The sequence below is a fragment of the Streptomyces sp. NPDC024555 genome, assembly GCF_055559335.1.
Map to the genome: position 1 here is coordinate 63,895 of NZ_JBVHKV010000013.1, position 15,341 is coordinate 79,235.

19 protein-coding genes are annotated in these 15,341 nt (G+C 73.5%); 17 read left to right on the forward strand and 2 right to left on the reverse strand.

Going from position 1 to position 15,341, the window contains the following annotated elements; translation table 11 throughout:
- Positions 1-4 precede the first annotated feature (4 nt).
- The 6 genes from ACZ4FH_RS23190 to ACZ4FH_RS23215 all read left to right on the forward strand — a co-directional run bounded on the left by ACZ4FH_RS23190 (position 5) and on the right by ACZ4FH_RS23215 (position 4,502).
- A complete protein-coding gene (locus ACZ4FH_RS23190; RefSeq protein ID WP_467307045.1) occupies positions 5-1,441 on the forward strand; it encodes a hypothetical protein in 1,437 nt (478 codons plus the stop codon).
- Positions 1,442-1,601: 160 nt separating this feature from the next.
- On the forward strand, positions 1,602-2,291 hold the full coding sequence (locus tag ACZ4FH_RS23195; protein WP_467307047.1) for an LmeA family phospholipid-binding protein: 690 nt from the start codon (positions 1,602-1,604) through the stop codon (positions 2,289-2,291).
- A gap of 218 nt (positions 2,292-2,509) precedes the next feature.
- Positions 2,510-2,617 (forward strand): putative leader peptide, encoded by a 108-nt coding sequence (locus ACZ4FH_RS23200; protein ID WP_351392369.1) that lies wholly within the window; start codon positions 2,510-2,512, stop codon positions 2,615-2,617.
- Positions 2,618-2,785: 168 nt separating this feature from the next.
- Positions 2,786-3,631 carry a sulfurtransferase gene (locus ACZ4FH_RS23205; RefSeq protein WP_467307049.1) on the forward strand — a complete coding sequence of 282 codons (846 nt, stop codon included), beginning with the start codon at positions 2,786-2,788 and terminating at the stop codon, positions 3,629-3,631.
- Positions 3,632-3,708: 77 nt separating this feature from the next.
- Positions 3,709-3,996 carry a DUF1416 domain-containing protein gene (locus tag ACZ4FH_RS23210; protein WP_148837139.1) on the forward strand — a complete coding sequence of 96 codons (288 nt, stop codon included), beginning with the start codon at positions 3,709-3,711 and terminating at the stop codon, positions 3,994-3,996.
- Between the two features lie 182 nt (positions 3,997-4,178).
- Positions 4,179-4,502: a DUF3099 domain-containing protein gene (locus ACZ4FH_RS23215; RefSeq protein ID WP_383648145.1), complete on the forward strand. Its 324-nt coding sequence runs from the start codon at positions 4,179-4,181 to the stop codon at positions 4,500-4,502.
- Positions 4,503-4,569: 67 nt separating this feature from the next.
- On the opposite strand, the gene ACZ4FH_RS23220 is transcribed toward ACZ4FH_RS23215, so the two are convergent.
- Positions 4,570-4,932 carry a DsrE family protein gene (locus ACZ4FH_RS23220; RefSeq protein ID WP_383648149.1) on the reverse strand — a complete coding sequence of 121 codons (363 nt, stop codon included), beginning with the start codon at positions 4,930-4,932 and terminating at the stop codon, positions 4,570-4,572.
- A 126-nt stretch (positions 4,933-5,058) separates the two neighbouring features.
- Between ACZ4FH_RS23220 and ACZ4FH_RS23225 the strand changes: the two genes are divergently transcribed.
- The 6 genes from ACZ4FH_RS23225 (at position 5,059) to ygfZ (ending at position 10,065) form a co-directional block, all read left to right on the forward strand.
- Complete coding sequence (locus ACZ4FH_RS23225) at positions 5,059-5,874, forward strand: hypothetical protein (protein ID WP_467307053.1); 816 nt, start codon at positions 5,059-5,061, stop codon at positions 5,872-5,874.
- A 118-nt stretch (positions 5,875-5,992) separates the two neighbouring features.
- Positions 5,993-6,727 (forward strand): hypothetical protein, encoded by a 735-nt coding sequence (locus ACZ4FH_RS23230; RefSeq protein ID WP_467307054.1) that lies wholly within the window; start codon positions 5,993-5,995, stop codon positions 6,725-6,727.
- Positions 6,724-7,650 carry a hypothetical protein gene (locus ACZ4FH_RS23235; protein WP_467307056.1) on the forward strand — a complete coding sequence of 309 codons (927 nt, stop codon included), beginning with the start codon at positions 6,724-6,726 and terminating at the stop codon, positions 7,648-7,650. The genes ACZ4FH_RS23230 and ACZ4FH_RS23235 overlap by 4 nt, the downstream gene beginning before the upstream one ends.
- A 246-nt stretch (positions 7,651-7,896) precedes the next feature.
- Positions 7,897-8,469: a heme-binding beta-barrel domain-containing protein gene (locus ACZ4FH_RS23240; protein ID WP_383648155.1), complete on the forward strand. Its 573-nt coding sequence runs from the start codon at positions 7,897-7,899 to the stop codon at positions 8,467-8,469.
- A 102-nt stretch (positions 8,470-8,571) separates the two neighbouring features.
- Positions 8,572-9,039 (forward strand): Fur family transcriptional regulator, encoded by a 468-nt coding sequence (locus tag ACZ4FH_RS23245; RefSeq protein ID WP_467307057.1) that lies wholly within the window; start codon positions 8,572-8,574, stop codon positions 9,037-9,039.
- Between the two features lie 60 nt (positions 9,040-9,099).
- Positions 9,100-10,065: a CAF17-like 4Fe-4S cluster assembly/insertion protein YgfZ gene (gene ygfZ, locus ACZ4FH_RS23250; protein ID WP_467307059.1), complete on the forward strand. Its 966-nt coding sequence runs from the start codon at positions 9,100-9,102 to the stop codon at positions 10,063-10,065.
- 33 nt (positions 10,066-10,098) lie between these two features.
- Here the strand turns inward: ygfZ and dtd are convergent, their stop codons facing one another.
- A complete protein-coding gene (dtd, locus tag ACZ4FH_RS23255; RefSeq protein WP_467307061.1) occupies positions 10,099-10,548 on the reverse strand; it encodes a D-aminoacyl-tRNA deacylase in 450 nt (149 codons plus the stop codon).
- A gap of 116 nt (positions 10,549-10,664) precedes the next feature.
- Here dtd and ACZ4FH_RS23260 point away from each other — a divergent pair, with 116 nt between their 5' ends.
- From ACZ4FH_RS23260 to ACZ4FH_RS23280, 5 genes are all read left to right on the forward strand, one after another.
- The gene (locus ACZ4FH_RS23260) at positions 10,665-11,330 is read left to right on the forward strand and encodes an RsiG family protein (RefSeq protein WP_467307063.1); all 666 of its coding nucleotides are present in this window, start codon (positions 10,665-10,667) and stop codon (positions 11,328-11,330) included.
- A 46-nt stretch (positions 11,331-11,376) separates the two neighbouring features.
- Complete coding sequence (locus ACZ4FH_RS23265) at positions 11,377-12,360, forward strand: asparaginase (protein ID WP_467307064.1); 984 nt, start codon at positions 11,377-11,379, stop codon at positions 12,358-12,360.
- Positions 12,361-12,462: 102 nt separating this feature from the next.
- Positions 12,463-13,716, forward strand: coding sequence for a GNAT family N-acetyltransferase (locus ACZ4FH_RS23270; RefSeq protein WP_467307065.1), 1,254 nt, complete (start codon positions 12,463-12,465; stop codon positions 13,714-13,716).
- 120 nt (positions 13,717-13,836) lie between these two features.
- The gene (locus tag ACZ4FH_RS23275; protein WP_467307067.1) at positions 13,837-14,643 is read left to right on the forward strand and encodes a TetR/AcrR family transcriptional regulator; all 807 of its coding nucleotides are present in this window, start codon (positions 13,837-13,839) and stop codon (positions 14,641-14,643) included.
- Positions 14,644-14,661: 18 nt separating this feature from the next.
- Positions 14,662-15,330: a TetR family transcriptional regulator gene (locus ACZ4FH_RS23280; protein WP_467307069.1), complete on the forward strand. Its 669-nt coding sequence runs from the start codon at positions 14,662-14,664 to the stop codon at positions 15,328-15,330.
- Positions 15,331-15,341 lie beyond the last annotated feature (11 nt).

The following is a 15,341-nucleotide window of genomic DNA, read 5'->3' on the forward strand; positions in this document are numbered from 1 at the left end:
GAAGATGAGCAGCGATCAGCAGCAGCCGTACCCGCAGGACCCGTACGCCCGGGATCCGTACGCACCGGACCCGTACGCGCAGGACCCCTACGCCCAGGCCCCCGCCCAGGCCCCGTACGCGCAGGATCCGTACGCCCCGCAGCAGCCGTACCCGTCCGGGCAGGCCCACACCGGGCAGGCGTACGGCGCTCACGGCCACCAGGACCCGGCGTACGGCGCGCAGGGCGGCTACGAGCCGCACGGGGCGCCCCGTGCGGCTCACGTGCCCCAGGCGCAGCCCGGGGACGGATGGCAGGCCGGGGAGCAGGGCGTCGCGCAGACCTGGGAGGGCCAGACCTGGGACACCCGGTACCAGCCGACGATCGGCCCCGGCGCGGCCGCCCCGGTGCCGGACCCGGAGCAGACGGCGTACATGGCCCCGGTGCCCGCGGCGGACCCGGAGCAGACGGCGTATCTCGCCCCGGTGGCCGTGCCGGACGCGGCCGGGACCGCGTATCCGCCGCCCGTCCCGGCGGTGGACGCGGCGGAGACCGCCTACGTGCCCCCGGCGGCCCCGTCCCACGCCTCCGGCTCCTACCCGCTGCCGCCCGAGGTGCCCGCGGCCCCCGCCGCACCGGCATCCGCGCCCTCCGCGTCGGCGGCCGACGGCTACAGCGCGCCCACCACCCTGGGCAACAGCCGCATCACCGACGCGCAGCGCGCCCGCGCCGAGGGCCGTTCGCCGATCATCGCGCCCGGGACGCAGCCGGCCGCGATCACCGCCGGGCTCGGGCTGCTGCTGGCGCTCGGCGCCGCCCTCGGGCCGTACGGGCTGGCCGTTCCGCTGGTGCTGCTCCAGGGGCTCACCGCGGCGGGCTGGTTCCGGCTCAACGGGATGTGGCCCGCCCGCCAGGGCATCGCGCTGGCCTTCGCCGGCGGACTGGTCGCGGACGTGGCGCTGCTCGCCGCCGGCCGCGACGACGGTCCGGCCGCGATCCTGGGCACCCTCGGCGTCTGGGTGCTGCTCACCGTCGTGCTCCAGCTGCGCAGCCGCGCGGGCGCCGACGAGCGGATGCAGGGGCTGATGGCCACGCTCGCCTCGGCCGCGCTCGCGGTGCTGGCCGCCGGGCTCCTCGCGGCCGTCCCGGACGCCGTGACGGCCGGGGCCGTGGCCGTCGCCGCCGCCGTGCTCGTCCGGGCGCTGCCGCTGCCGGGTCCCGCCTCCGTCGTGGGTGCGCTCGTCGTCGCGGCGGCCGGGGGCGCGGTGGGCGGTTCCCTGGCCGGGTTCGGCGGGTCCGACGGGGCGCTGCTCGGCCTGGCCGCCGGTGTCTGCGCGCTCGTCGGGCTGCGCGTGGCCAGCTACGACTACCCGTCCCGGTTCGTCCACATGACGGCGGGCGTGGCGCTGCCGCTGACCGCGGCGGTGCCCGCCGTCTACCTGGTCGGACGCCTGATCGGCTGACCCGGGGACGGGAGACGGGCGCGCCGCGCCACCGGGACGAAGCCCTCCACGGGGAACCGCTGGGGGGCTTCCGCACGTCGATCACCCGGGGCGTGCTGCGCCGGCCGGCGCCGGACCGCGCGGACGCCCGGGACCGGACGGGCGTGGGGGAAGGACAGGCATGCGTGCACTGCGAATACTGCTGGTCGTCTTGGTGGTCGTGGCCGGACTGTTCACGGCCGTGGACCGGGCGGCCGTCTGGTTCGCCGAGTCGCGGGCGGCCGACCGGGTGGAGGTCTCCGGGGCGACCATCGGGTCCACGGACGTCTCCATCAAGGGCTTCCCGTTCCTGACCCAGGTCCTCGGCAAGGAACTCGACGAGGTCGAGGTGAAGGTCGACGGGATCGAGGCGACCGCCGGGGGCCGCGCGCTGCGCATCGACCGCATGACGGCGGACCTGCACCGGGTGCGGCTGGCCGACGGCTTCTCCGGGGCGACCGCCGACCGGGCCACCGGGACGGCCGTCGTCTCGTACGCGGATCTGACGAAGGCGGCCGCCCAGGACGTCGTCGTCGAGTACGGCGGCAAGGGCAAGGTGAAGGTGACCGGCTCGGTGAACATCCTCGGCCGGACGCTCACCCGCAGTGTGCTGTCCACGGTGACGCTGGTCGACGGCCACACCGTGCGGGTGCACGCCGACAAGGTGCCGGGCGAGGGGATCCCGGGGCTCGAAGGGCTCGTCCGCGAGAAGACCGACTTCGAGCGCGAGGTCGGCACGCTGCCGAACGGGCTGAAGCTGGAGCGGATCGAACCGACCGCCGCCGGTCTGGAGATCTCCGTGACGGGGACCGACGTCCGCCTCGCGGGCTGAACCGCCCGGCCCGACGCCTTCCGTACCGGCCGGTCCGCCCGCCTCACCACATACTGAGACGGCGGAGTCCGTTCCGCAGATGCCGCACCGGGACCGCCGGGCGCGCGGCGCCCCGGAAGGCGGATGCACCCCGTACTCGTCCCACATGTCGGACGATCGTGTCTCAATATGCGACACAACGGTGACATGGCCGCCCGGACGTCCCTACGATCGGACCCATGCAGTGCTCTATTAGCGGTCTCCGACAGCGGGGACAGGCGGATCTCACGAAGCGGCGGGCAGTGGACCTGTGCCGCGTCGCCGCCATGCTCTGTCGCACTGTCTGAGCGGAACCTTTGCCGTCCCGCATTCCCGGGCCTCCGACGCCGTTCGTCGAGGCCGTCCCGCGTGGCACCTGTGCACGCGCCGACCGCGCCGCGTACGTCCTCAGTCACCACGCACCATCGCGCACCACTCGCATCATCCCGCCGCAGACTGCCCCGGAGGAGAACAGCATGAGCCGCAGTGACGTCCTGGTAGACGCCGACTGGGTCGAGGCCCACATCGACGACCCCCAGGTCGCCCTCGTCGAGGTCGACGAGGACACCTCCGCGTACGAGAAGAACCACATCAGGAACGCGATCCGGATCGACTGGACGAAGGACCTCCAGGACCCGGTCCGCCGCGACTTCATCGACCAGGCCGGCTTCGAGGCGCTGCTGTCCGCCAAGGGCATCGCCAACGACACCACGGTCGTCCTCTACGGCGGCAACAACAACTGGTTCGCGTCCTACGCGTTCTGGTACTTCAAGCTCTACGGCCACCAGGACGTCCGCCTGCTCGACGGCGGCCGCAAGAAGTGGGAGCTGGACTCCCGCGACCTGGTCGACGGCGACCAGGTCCCGTCCCGCCCGGCCACCGAGTACAAGGCCCAGGCGCAGGACGAGTCGATCCGCGCCTACCGCGACGACGTCGTCGCCGCGATCGGCAGCAAGAACCTGGTCGACGTGCGGTCGCCCGACGAGTTCAGCGGCAAGCTGCTCGCCCCGGCGCACCTCCCGCAGGAGCAGTCGCAGCGCCCCGGCCACGTGCCCAGCGCCCGCAACATCCCGTGGTCGAAGAACGCCAACGACGACGGCACCTTCAAGTCGGACGAGGAGCTCAAGGCCCTCTACGAGGCGGAGCAGGTCGACCTGTCGAAGGACACCATCGCCTACTGCCGCATCGGTGAGCGCTCCGCGCTGACCTGGTTCGTGCTGCACCAGCTGCTCGGCCAGGAGAACGTCAAGAACTACGACGGCTCGTGGACCGAGTACGGCTCCCTCGTGGGCGTGCCGATCGAGCTCGGCGCCAACAAGTAATCCCCGTACGGCCGGTCCGCACCCGGACCGGCCGTGCCACCCGGACCGGCACGACCCCCGACCAGAAGGACAGAACCATGTGTGGAGCAAAGGCCGGCGGCCCCGACGCCTCGACGATCAAGCCCGGTGAGACCACCATCCAGGGCAGCGTGACCCGCAACGGCGAGCCCGTCACCGGGTACGTCCGCCTGCTGGACTCGACCGGCGAGTTCACCGCCGAGGTCCCGACCTCGGCGACCGGACAGTTCCGCTTCTACGCGGCCGAGGGCACCTGGACGCTCCGCGCCCTGGTCCCCGGCGGCAGCGCCGACCGCACGGTCGTCGCGCAGACGGGCGGCCTCTCCGAGGTGGCCATCGCCGTCTGAGCAGGGCCGGCGGGTCGCTGCCGCTGAACCGGCCGGAGGGCCGCACCCCAGGGGGTTGGACGCTTCCTGAGCGGGGTGCGGCCCTTCGCGCCGTCCGGAGCACGCTCCGGAGCGGTGTGCGGCCGGGGATCCGGTCCGTCCTTGGACCGGCCGGGTGACGGAAACGGGCCTACGCTGGAGTCATGTACCGCCGACGCCGGCGCGCCTACTTCCTGATGATGGCCGGATGCCTCGTGCTCTTCGTCTCGGCCTGGTCCTTCGTGCGGCTCTGGTCGATGCCGGCCGCCATCGCGATGTGCGTGGTGGCGATGGTGATCCCGCCCTTCGCGGCGATGGTCGCCAACCGGAAGGGCCCGGAGGACCGCTGGTGGGACGAGCCCGCGCGGCGCACCCGGCCGCCCGAGCGGACGCGCCGGACCGAGGAGCCGCCGGTGCGGCAGGGGCCCACGGGCGATCCGGAGTCCGACGCCTGGTGGGACGAGCTGGACGGCAGACACCGCCGCTGAACGGCCCCCGGACGGTCGCGGACCGTGGACACCGCCGCTGAACAGCCCCCGGGCCGGTGGCGGACCGTCAGTAGACGAGCGCCTGGACGCCGTCCGCCATGATCTCGCTGACGAAGACCTGGGCGCCCGCGATCCGCACGCCCTCCAGGACGTCCGCCTCGGTGATGTCGCGCCGGGCCGCGCACTGCGTGCAGAGCGTGATGAGCCCGCCCGCCTGGATCGACTCGATCAGGTCCGGCAGCGGTGCCGCGTGCGGCAGTTCGAACTCCGCGGCCCGCCCCGGGAGCGCGAACCACGCGGACTCCCCGGTCAGCCAGAGCGAGACCTCCACCCCGCTCGCCACGGCCACCGCCGCGACGGTGAACGCCTGCGAACAGCGCTCGGCGGAGTCGGCACCTGCGGTCACCTTGATCACGAGCTTCTTCGGCATATGCCGAACTGTAATCCCCTGCCGCACAACCCCGTTGGCGCCCCGGCAGTCAGGTGGATGCACAGGTAACGGAACCCGTGCCTCAGGTCTCGTGGGGGGACCCCAAAAGTGAATCCGAACGACACAGTGTCCGACGAACAGGCGGAGCCGCCCGTTCCGCTGGGGGTGGCGGAACCGACGGCACCGCCGGAACCGGCCGCTTCCCCGAAGCGGCGCCCGCGCGGACGTACGACGCTGATCATCGCGGCCGCGGCCGTGCTGGGCATCGCGGCCGGTGCGGCCGTCGGCTACGACATCCAGGTCGGACGCGCCCCGACGCCGCTCGCCGCGCTCTCGCAGCCGGGGCTCAGGTACCCGGCGAAGGCCCTGCCCGCGGGCCGGGCGCCCGAACCGCTGCCCGCCTCGCAGGACCGCCGGGTCCGCACGGACGGCGATCTGCGCAAGCTGCTCCTGCCCCGGCCGGCCGGCTGGCGCGAGAGCAAGGACGTACCCGCGCTCCGGGACGGCTGGATCACGGTCGACGCCTATGCGCGCGGCTTCGAGGACGACGCGTACATGTTCGGCAATCTTCTGGAGTCGGACATCCGCCGGGTCGCGGCCGCCGCCTGGACGAAGGGCGAACACCGCGGGGCGAGCGTCATGCTGGTGCAGTTCCGCGCCGGTACGGCCATGTCGGCCGACCTGCACGCCGCCGACCAGCGCTCCTACATGCCCGACCCGAAACACGGCGCGGGCAACACGGGCGACGCGATCAAGGGCAGCCTCGACGGCCGCTACTACCTGTACAAGGCCGACCGGGAGCCGGGCTTCCTGCCGCTCTACCGGGCCAGGGCCGTCTTCGACCGCGGGGACGTCATGGCCGAGATCAACCTGGTCGACACCGTACCGATCAGCAAGAAGGACATCCGTACGCTGGCCGAGCAGCAGCTGGAGCGCCTGTGAGCAACGACGACGCCGTCCCGGAGCGGGGCCCCGCCCCCGAAGTCGCGCCCGCAGCCGTTCCGGAGGCGGTGCCCGCTCCCGAGCCCGAGCCCGAGCCGCGCCCGTGCGCAGGAGCGGTGTGCGGCGGGTGGTCCTCGCGGCGGTCCCCGTCGTGCTGGTGCTGGCCGCCGTCGCCGGAGCGGCCGTGTACACGAAGGCCACGGTCGACGGCGCCGACCGCACGGTGCCGACGAGCCTCTGGTACGAGGACGAGAAGGGGCCGGGCCCCGACCCGGCCGGTGACGTCTCGCGCGGCCGGACCACCACCGAGCTGAGCAGGCTGCTCCTGCCGGTGCCCCGGAACTTCCGGCTCGGCCCGGACTCCGGGGTGCACGGAAACGACAGCGAACTCGGCGGACGCGCGGCCACCGCCGAGATGAAGGAGAGCGGCCGGGGGCTGGCCGGCAAGCAGCGCCGGGAGCTGGAGAAGCGGATAGACAAGCTGCGCGTCCAGGGCCTCGCCATCCGGACGTACGCGCAGGACACCAACGACCTCGTCGTCAAGACGGAACTGGTGCGGATGAAGGACACCAAGGCCGTCCGGGACCTGTACACGATGCGGACCGGTCTCTTCGAGGCCGTCGACTTCTTCCGGAAGGGACCGAAGGTCACCGGCCACACCAGGAACGCCCGGTGCTTCCTGGCGCCCAAGGAGAAGGAGAGCGGGGTCGAGGGCATGACCTGCCTGGCGTTCGACGGAGAGATCACCCTCACCTTCACGGCGTCCGGCACCAAGCCCTTCGACGCGTCCGCCGTCGTCGGGCTGGTGAAGGACCAGCTCGACCACCTCACGTCCCCGGGGGAGTACGTATGACCGAGCAGACGGCCGCACCCGCACTGCAGCCGCCCGAGCAGCCTCAGCCGCCCGAGCAGGCCGAGCAGCCCCAGCAGGCACAGCCGCCTCAGCCGCCCCAGCTTCCGCCCGTGCCCCTGCTGCCGCCGGTCCCGGTCCCGGCCGTGGTGCCGCCCGCGCCCCGGCCGCCGCGCCGGGCGCTGCGGGCCGTGGCCCGGTGGACCGCCGCCGTGCTGGTCTTCGGCGCCTTCGGGGCCGGTACGGCCTACGCCCTCGCCTCGGCGGACCGCGGCGACGTACCGGGGCTGGCCACCGAGAGCGACGGGCGCTGGGACTACCCCCGGCTGAGCCTGCCCGCGCTGCCGCCCGGCGCGCCCCGCCCGTTCACCGACGGCAACACCGCCGAGGTCCACCACGTCGACCTGCGCCGGCTGCTGCTCCCGGCCCCGGCCGGGGCGACGCCGGACCCGAAGCTGACGGGCGGCTGGATCGGCACCGAGCAGTTCCTCGCCGCGTTCGCGAAGAGCTCCCGCGCCGATCTCCGCCTCCAGCTCAGGGAGTCCGCCGTGCGGCACATCGCGGCGCGCGGCTGGACCATGCCGGACGGCACGTCCACGCGGATCTACCTCCTCCAGTTCAACTCGACGGCCTTCGCCGACGACTTCCGGGACACCCGGTACATCGGCTCCACACCCGGGGACGCGCTGACCGGCGTGGAGCACATGGACCTGGACGAGACATGGAAGGGCGGCGGGAAGGTCCCGGAGACGGCGACGTACGTCTTCGACGAGCCGAAGCCGTTCGGCGCGGCCCAGACCCGGGAGGGCTTCGTCGTCGCGGGCGACACGATCGGCCTCGTCGTCCAGGAGCGGAAGGACGCCGCGGGCACGCCGCGCGTCCCCTTCCACCAGACGCTGATCCTCCAGAACCAGCTGCTGGGCTGAGGCAGGACGGCCGGGCCCCGGCACGCCCCGGAACGGCGTGCCGGGGCCCCACCCATTAGGCTGGGGCCCGGCCCTGTACTGCCGCCATACCGCTCGTTCAAGGAGCTCCACGTGCTTGAGGCATTCTTCTCCGCCCTGCTGGTCCTCGTGTGCGTGGGCGTCCTCGCCTTCGCGGCCGTGACCGTGAAGAAGCTGTACCAGGGTCAGCGCTAACCCCCTCCGCCTCACCGATCGATTGAGCCGCTCATGATCGAGATCCCGTCCGACCTCCACCCGGACCTCGTGCCGCTGGCCTTCCTGCTGGGCAACTGGGCGGGTGCCGGGGTGTCCGACTTCCCCGGTGCCGAGAAGTGCAACTTCGGCCAGGAGGTCACCTTCAGCCACGACGGCCGGAACTTCCTGGAGTACGCCTCGCACTCCTGGGTCCTGGACGACCAGGGCAACAAGGTCGCCCCGCTGGAGTCGGAGACCGGCTACTGGCGCATCGACAAGGACCGCAAGGTCGAGGTCGTCATGGCCCGCGACCAGGGCGTCATCGAGATCTGGTACGGCGAGCTGGCCGACAAGAAGCCGCAGATCGACCTGGTCACCGACGCGGTGGCGCGGACCGCCGCCTCCGGCCCGTACAGCGGCGGCAAGCGGCTCTACGGCTATGTGAACAGCGACCTGATGTGGGTCGGCGAGAAGGCGACCCCCGAGGTCGAGCTGCGGCCGTACATGTCGGCGCACCTGAAGAAGGTCGTCACCCCGGAAGAGGTCGAGGCCATGGCGAAGAGCCTGGGCGACCTCCCGGACGACGGCATCGCGTTCTTCAAGTAGTCCAGGGGCACCCCGGGGCCGAGCAGCGGATGCCGGCTCCCGGGGTGCCGTGTTTCCTCAGGGGTAGAGGCTGCGGCCCGGACGCGCCCTAGACTGGAGCCTGTGGTGAGCACCGACTGGAAGTCCGATCTCCGGCAGCGCGGCTACCGGCTGACGCCGCAGCGGCAGCTTGTCCTGGAAGCGGTCGACGCGCTGGAACACGCCACGCCCGACGACATCCTCTCCGAGGTGCGGCGCACGGCGTCCGGGGTGAACATCTCGACGGTCTACCGGACGCTGGAGCTCCTGGAGGAGCTGGAGCTGGTCAGCCACGCCCATCTGGGCCACGGTGCGCCGACCTACCACCTGGCCGACCGGCACCACCACATCCACCTGGTCTGCCGCGACTGCGCGGACGTCATCGAGGCCGATGTCGACGTCGTCGCCGAGTTCACCGAGAAGCTGCGCGGCGCCTTCGGCTTCGAGACGGACATGAAGCACTTCGCGATCTTCGGCCGCTGCGCGGACTGCACGGCGAAGGCGGCGGCGGCCGACAAGGACGCGAAGCGGACGGCCCCCGCCGCCGAGTGACCTCCGGTCCGGTGCCGCCTGCGTGAACGGCCCGTGCCGGGACGGTCGTACGCTGGTCGTATGAAGAGCCCCCTGCTGTCCCTGCCCGGCGCCGTCCCCGCCGAAGGCCGCGACGAAGGCGTCGCCGCGCACTACGGCGACCTGTTCCGCGAGCAGCGCGCCCTCGCCGACGGCTCCGGCCTCGTCGACCTCTCCCACCGCGGTGTCATCGCCGTCTCGGGGAGCGACCGGCTGGCCTGGCTGCACCTCCTGATCACCCAGCACGTCAGCGATCTGGCCCCCGGCCGTGCCACCGAGGCCCTGGTCCTCACGGCGAACGGCCACATCGAGCACGCCCTGTACCTCGTCGACGACGGCGAGACCGTGTGGGTGCACGTCGAGCCGGGCACCCAGGGCGAGCTGATCGCCTATCTGGAGTCGATGAAGTTCTTCTACCGGGTCGAGGTCGCCGACCGCACCGAGGACTTCGCCGTGGTGTACCTTCCGGCCGGTTCGATCGCGGAGGTGCCCGAGGGGGCCGTCGTACGGGAGACGGCGTACGGCCGCGACCTGTTCCTGCCGCGCGGCGCGCTGGAGGCGTACGCGGCCGACAACGGCCCGGCCGTCGGCGTCCTCGCGTACGAGGCACTGCGGGTGGAGGGCCACCGGCCCCGGCTCGGCTTCGAGACCGACCACCGCACCATCCCGCACGAGCTGGGCTGGATCGGCACCGCCGTCCACCTCCAGAAGGGCTGCTACCGGGGCCAGGAGACCGTGGCCCGGGTGCAGAACCTGGGCAAGCCGCCGCGGCGGCTGGTCTTCCTGCACCTGGACGGCAGCGAGGTCGTGCTGCCCGGCCACGGCACCCCGGTCCGGCTCGCGGCGGACGGGCCCGAGGGCCGGCAGCTGGGCTTCGTCACCACCTCGGCCCGCCACCACGAGCTGGGGCCGATCGCCCTGGCGCTGGTGAAGCGGAACGTGGCGGTGGACGCGGAGCTGCTGGCCGGGGACACGGCGGCGGCCCAGGAGACGGTCGTCGAGCCCTGAGGTTCTGCGCGGGCCGTCCGGGCCCGCCTCGGCTCAGACCTCGACGAGGACGGTGAACGGGCCGTGGTTCGTGAGCGAGACGCGCATGTCCGCTCCGAACCGGCCCGTCTCCACGTGCGCGCCCAGCGCCCGCAGCTGGGCCACGACCTCGTCGACCAGCGGTTCGGCGACCTCGCCGGGCGCCGCCGCGTTCCAGGTGGGCCGGCGGCCCTTCCGGGCGTCCCCGTAGAGAGTGAACTGTGAAATCACCAGAAGCGGTGCGTTCACGTCGGAGCAGGACTTCTCGCCCTCCAGGATCCGCACCGACCAGAGCTTGCGGGCCAGCTGGGCCGCCTTCTCCGGGGTGTCCCCGTGAGTGACTCCGACCAGGACACACAGGCCCTCGCCGACTATTTCGCCGACGACGGCCGTACCGTCGCCCCCGTCACCGGCGCCGGCCACCGAGACGCTCGCGCCATCCACCCTCTGTACCACTGCACGCATACAGACCAACCTATCTTGGGCTGAACGGGTACAGAGCACCTCCACGGGACCCCTCGGAGTGGCACCATGCACGGAGGCGGTGTGCCGACGCACCGGTCGAGGGGATGGACACAAGCATGAGCACGTATGGAACCGGGCAGTCCCCGGGCACAGTGCCGGTTGCGCGCCCCGGCGTCAACAGCGGTGTCAGTACGAGTATCGGTACGAGTGCGGGCATCGGCACGGGGACGGCGGGCGCGAGCACCCTGCGTCCGCCCGTGCAGCGGACCGGGCACGGGTCCGAGGAGGGGCCCGGCGGCCCGGCGGCGCCGGATCTGGGCGGGCTGCGGCTGCCGGAGCTGCGGGCGCTGCGGCGCGCGTCGCAGCGGGACGAGGCGGATCTCAGCTATGTGCGGCGGCTCGTGCAGGGCCGGATCGACATCCTCCGGGCGGAGCTGGCGCGGCGGCGCGATCCGGAGACCCCGGTGGTGGACCGGCTGTCCGAGATCCTGGCGGACGCCCCGTCGCCGCATCGTTCCTCCGCCCGGCACGTCACGCTCGGCCCGCCGCGCAGCGACGAGTACCGCAGGCTGGCGGCGGAGACGCTGGCGGAGGTCGAACTGTCCGACCTCGACGCCCGGACGGACGAAGAGCTGCACACCGCGATGGGGCGGCTGGTCCGCTACGAACAGCAGGTCTCCCGGCGCCGGCACCGGCTCCAGCGCACCGCGGACGATTGCGGCGCGGAGATCGCCCGCAGGTACCGTGACGGAGAAGCACAAGTAGACGACCTGCTCGCCTGAAGCGATCCTTCCGGGGGCGGGTCCCGCCCGTCCCCGGAAGGCCACCATGACCTCCAGCGCAGCTCCGTCCGCCATATCCGAGCCGGGCGCGGTCCCGCCCGTCCTGGCCGAGGTCGTCCGCTCCGGTTTCGTCGAGGGGCATCACCGGGGCTCCCTGGTGCTGCTGGACGCGGACGGCGGTGTGGAGCGGACGCTGGGTGATCCGTACGCCCCGGTCTTCCCCCGCTCCTCCAACAAGCCGATGCAGGCGGCGGCGGTGCTGCGGGCCGGTCTCGACCTCTCCGGGGAGCGGCTGGCGCTGGCCGCCGCGAGCCATTCCGGCGAGGGCTTCCACCTCGATCTGGCCCGCAAGATGCTCGCGGAGCACGGCTTCGGGCCCGAGGATCTCCAGACCCCGCCCGATCTCCCGCTGGACCCGGTGGAGGCGGAGGCCTACCTCGCGGCGGGGCACGTCCGGGAGCGGATCACGATGAACTGCTCCGGCAAGCACGCGGCGATGCTCGCGGTCTGCGCGCACAACGGCTGGGACCCGGCGACGTATCTGGACCCGGCCCATCCGCTCCAGCGCCTCGTCCACCGGGTGGTGGAGGAGGCGGCGGGCGAACGGGTCGCCGCGGTCGGCACGGACGGCTGCGGGGCGCCGCTGATGGCGCTGTCGCTGGTGGGGCTCGCGCGGGCGTTCCGCACGTTCGTGACGGCGGCGCCGGGGACGGCCGAGCGGCGGGTGGCGGACGCGATGCGGGCGCACCCGGAGTACGTGGCCGGGACCCGGCGGCCCGACACCTGGCTGATGCGGGAGGTGCCGGGGACGCTGTCGAAGATGGGCGCGGAGGCGGTGCAGGCGGTGGCGCTGGCGGACGGCCGGGCCCTCGCCTTCAAGATCGACGACGGCGCGGGCCGGGCACTGGGCCCGGTGCTGGCGCGGGCACTGGGGCTGCTGGGCGTGGACGCCCCGGTGGTGGCGCGGATCGGCCGGGCGCCGCTGATGGGCGGGGCGGCGGAGGTCGGGGAGATCCGCGCGGTGTTCTGAGGGGGCCCGGCCCCCTTGCTCACCGGCCCGAAGGCACGGGCCCTGTGCACCGGGCCCGAAATACGGGCGACACACCCACCCCGGCTGTTTAGCGTGAGGGGCATGACCAGCCTTGATGTCCGCCCCCTCCGCGAAGCCGAGTTCCCCGAATGGCTCCGCGCCCTGAATACCGGCTTCCTGCGGGTGCCGACCCCGTCGCGGGAGGAGGTGGAGGGCCGGCTGCCGCACATGGACCTGGCGCGGGTGCGGGGCGCCTTCGACGAGGGGCGGTGCGTGGCGACGTTCCGCTCGTTCGCGCAGGAGCTGACGGTGGTCGGCGGGGCGACGGTGCCGACGGACGCGGTCACGAACGTCACGGTGACCCCGACGCACCGCCGGCGCGGGCTGCTCACGCGGATGATGGCGGCGGACCTCGCCGAGGCCAAGGAGCGCGGCGACGTGGCGGCGACGCTGATCGCCGCCGAGTACCCGATCTACGGGCGGTACGGGTTCGGCCCCGCGGCCTGGACCACGGAGTGGGAGGTCGACGTCCACCGCACCGGCCTGGACCTCGGCGCCCGGGTGCCCTCGGCGGCGGACGGGGGCCGGATCGACCTGGTGGACGGGGCGGAGGTGCGCGCGCTCGGCCCGGCGCTCCACGACCGGCTGCGGGCCGCCCGGCACGGGACGGTGAGCCGGGGCGCGCGGTGGTGGGACCTGTACACCGGGCAGGCGCTGTTCCCGGGCGACCCGTGGACCGAGCCGTTCCACGCGGTGTACCGGTCGGCCGGGGGCAGCGTCGACGGTCTGCTGACGTACCGCGCCGACGGCACCTGGGGCGACGCCAAGCAGCCGCTGAACCGGGCGACGGTGCGCGGTCTGGTCGCGGTGACCCCGGAGGCCGAGCGGGCCCTGTGGCACTACCTCTGCTCGATCGACTGGATCGCCACGGTCCGCACCGGCCACCGCGCCCCCGACGACCTCCTCCCCCTCCTCCTGCCCGACCCCCGCGCCGCCCGCACCGTCACCCACGCGGACTTCCTCTGGATCCGCGTCCTGGACGTCGTCCGCGCCCTGGAGGCCCGCACCTACGCCGTCCCCGGCTCGCTCGTCCTCGACATCCACGACCCCGCCGCCCTCACCGGTGGCCGCTTCCACCTGGACGCCTCCCCGGACGGCGCGAGCTGCACCCCCACCACCCGCCCCGCCGATCTCGCCCTGGACATCCGCGAACTCGGCACCCTCTACCTCGGCGACGAGAGCGTCTCCCGCCTGGTCGCCCTGGGCCGCGTCGAGCAGCTGACCGAGGGCGCCGCCGTCCGCGCGGACGGGATGCTGCGGGCGGGGCGGCGGGCCTGGTGCCCGGATGTGTTCTAGGGGGTGTCCGGACACCCCCTGGGCCCTGTCCGGAGTGCCGCCCCGTTCGCCCCGAGGGACGCATCGCCGTGTGAGGTGACGCCTCCCTAGGATGGGCGCCGAGGGGAAGGCGGGGTGCGGGTGACGCGAGGGGAACGGGCGTCGGGGGACACGGGCCTGCCGGTGAGCATCGAGCGGGCCTGGGGGCTGCGGGCGCGGCCGGCGAAGGGGCCCCGGCCCGGTCTGAGCCTGGAGCGGATCGTGGACGCGGCCGTGGGGATCGCGGCGGCCGAGGGGCTCGGCGGGGTGTCGATGGGGCGGGTGGCCAAGGAGCTCGGGGCGTCGACGATGTCGTTGTACCGGTACGTGGCCGCCAAGGACGAGCTGTACGTGCTGATGCAGGAGGCGGCGCTGGGGCCGCCGCCCCCGTTGCCCGCGCTGGAGGAAGGGGCCGGCTGGCGTGCGGCGCTCGGGCAGTGGGCGGGTGCGCAGCGGCGGGTCTTCCACGCGCATCTGTGGATGCTCCGCGTCCCGGTCGCCGGTCCGCCGGTGAGCCCCCATTCGGTCGCCTGGTGGGAACAGGGGCTCCAGGCGCTGGAGGGCACCGGTCTGGAGCCCGGCGAGCAGCTGTCCGTGCTGATGCTGGTCAGCGGGTTCGTACGGAACGAGGCTCTGGTGCGGGGGGATCTGGACGCCGCCGCGGCGGCCGTCGGGGCCCGTGGGGTCCCGGCCGAGGAGGTCAGGGAGGGGTACGCGCGCACGCTGAGCCGGCTGGTCGACCCGGAACGCCATCCCGCGCTCTCCCGGCTCGCCGCCACCGGGAGCATGGGGGCGCCGCGCGACCCGGACCACGACTTCAGGTTCGGGCTGGACACGGTCCTGGACGGGATCGACGTCCTGGTGCGCGCCCGGACGCGGCCCCCGGGGCCGGACGGCGGGCGCGGCTGAGGCCGGCGCGTACCCTTCATGGCCATGAACGCAGAGAAGCCCGGATCCGCGGGGCGGCCGCCCCGGTCCGAGCCCGCCGCGCCGCTGGGGCTGCGCGAGCGGAAGAAGCAGCTGACCTATCAGGCCGTCTCCGAGGCGGCGATCTCGCTGTTCCTGGAGCGCGGTTTCGACAAGGTCTCCGTCGCCGAGGTCGCGGCCGCCGCGGACATCTCCAAGCCGACGCTGTTCCGGTACTTCCCGGCCAAGGAGGACCTGGTCCTCCACCGGTTCGCCGACCACGAGGACGAACCCGCCCGGGTGGTCGCCTCCCGCGCGTCCGGCGAGACCCCCCTGGACGCGCTGCTGCGCCACGTTCTCGACGGACTGGAGCGCCGCGACCCGGTCACCGGGCTCTGTGACGTGCCTGCGGTTCTGGACTTCCTCCGGCTGCTGTACGGGACGCCGTCCCTGGTGGCCCGGATGTACGCGTACCAGAGCCGCTCCGAGGCGGCGCTCGCCCGCGCCCTCGGCGACGGGACGGGGGACCGGCTGGCGGCCGGTCAGATCATCGCCGTGCTGCGCATCCTGGCGTTGGAGAACTGGCGGCGGATCGACGAGGGCCGCACCGCCGACGCGCTGTACGCGCAGGCGGTCCGCGAGGCCGAGGACGGCTTCGCGCAGCTGCGGTCGGGGCTGGAGGGGCGGTAGGGGCGGCGGGG

Coding starts and splice junctions, on each gene's coding strand:
- ACZ4FH_RS23280 (WP_467307069.1), top strand. CDS start 14,662: ATGGCCATGAACGCAGAGAAGCCCGGATCCGCGGGGCGGCCGCCCCGG.
- ACZ4FH_RS23265 (WP_467307064.1), top strand. CDS start 11,377: ATGACCTCCAGCGCAGCTCCGTCCGCCATATCCGAGCCGGGCGCGGTC.
- ACZ4FH_RS23240 (WP_383648155.1), top strand. CDS start 7,897: ATGATCGAGATCCCGTCCGACCTCCACCCGGACCTCGTGCCGCTGGCC.
- ACZ4FH_RS23210 (WP_148837139.1), top strand. CDS start 3,709: ATGTGTGGAGCAAAGGCCGGCGGCCCCGACGCCTCGACGATCAAGCCC.
- ACZ4FH_RS23220 (WP_383648149.1), bottom strand. CDS start 4,932: ATGCCGAAGAAGCTCGTGATCAAGGTGACCGCAGGTGCCGACTCCGCC.
- ACZ4FH_RS23215 (WP_383648145.1), top strand. CDS start 4,179: ATGTACCGCCGACGCCGGCGCGCCTACTTCCTGATGATGGCCGGATGC.
- ACZ4FH_RS23235 (WP_467307056.1), top strand. CDS start 6,724: ATGACCGAGCAGACGGCCGCACCCGCACTGCAGCCGCCCGAGCAGCCT.
- ACZ4FH_RS23270 (WP_467307065.1), top strand. CDS start 12,463: ATGACCAGCCTTGATGTCCGCCCCCTCCGCGAAGCCGAGTTCCCCGAA.
- ACZ4FH_RS23260 (WP_467307063.1), top strand. CDS start 10,665: ATGAGCACGTATGGAACCGGGCAGTCCCCGGGCACAGTGCCGGTTGCG.
- ACZ4FH_RS23205 (WP_467307049.1), top strand. CDS start 2,786: ATGAGCCGCAGTGACGTCCTGGTAGACGCCGACTGGGTCGAGGCCCAC.
- ACZ4FH_RS23200 (WP_351392369.1), top strand. CDS start 2,510: ATGCAGTGCTCTATTAGCGGTCTCCGACAGCGGGGACAGGCGGATCTC.
- ACZ4FH_RS23195 (WP_467307047.1), top strand. CDS start 1,602: ATGCGTGCACTGCGAATACTGCTGGTCGTCTTGGTGGTCGTGGCCGGA.
- dtd (WP_467307061.1), bottom strand. CDS start 10,548: ATGCGTGCAGTGGTACAGAGGGTGGATGGCGCGAGCGTCTCGGTGGCC.
- ygfZ (WP_467307059.1), top strand. CDS start 9,100: ATGAAGAGCCCCCTGCTGTCCCTGCCCGGCGCCGTCCCCGCCGAAGGC.
- ACZ4FH_RS23190 (WP_467307045.1), top strand. CDS start 5: ATGAGCAGCGATCAGCAGCAGCCGTACCCGCAGGACCCGTACGCCCGG.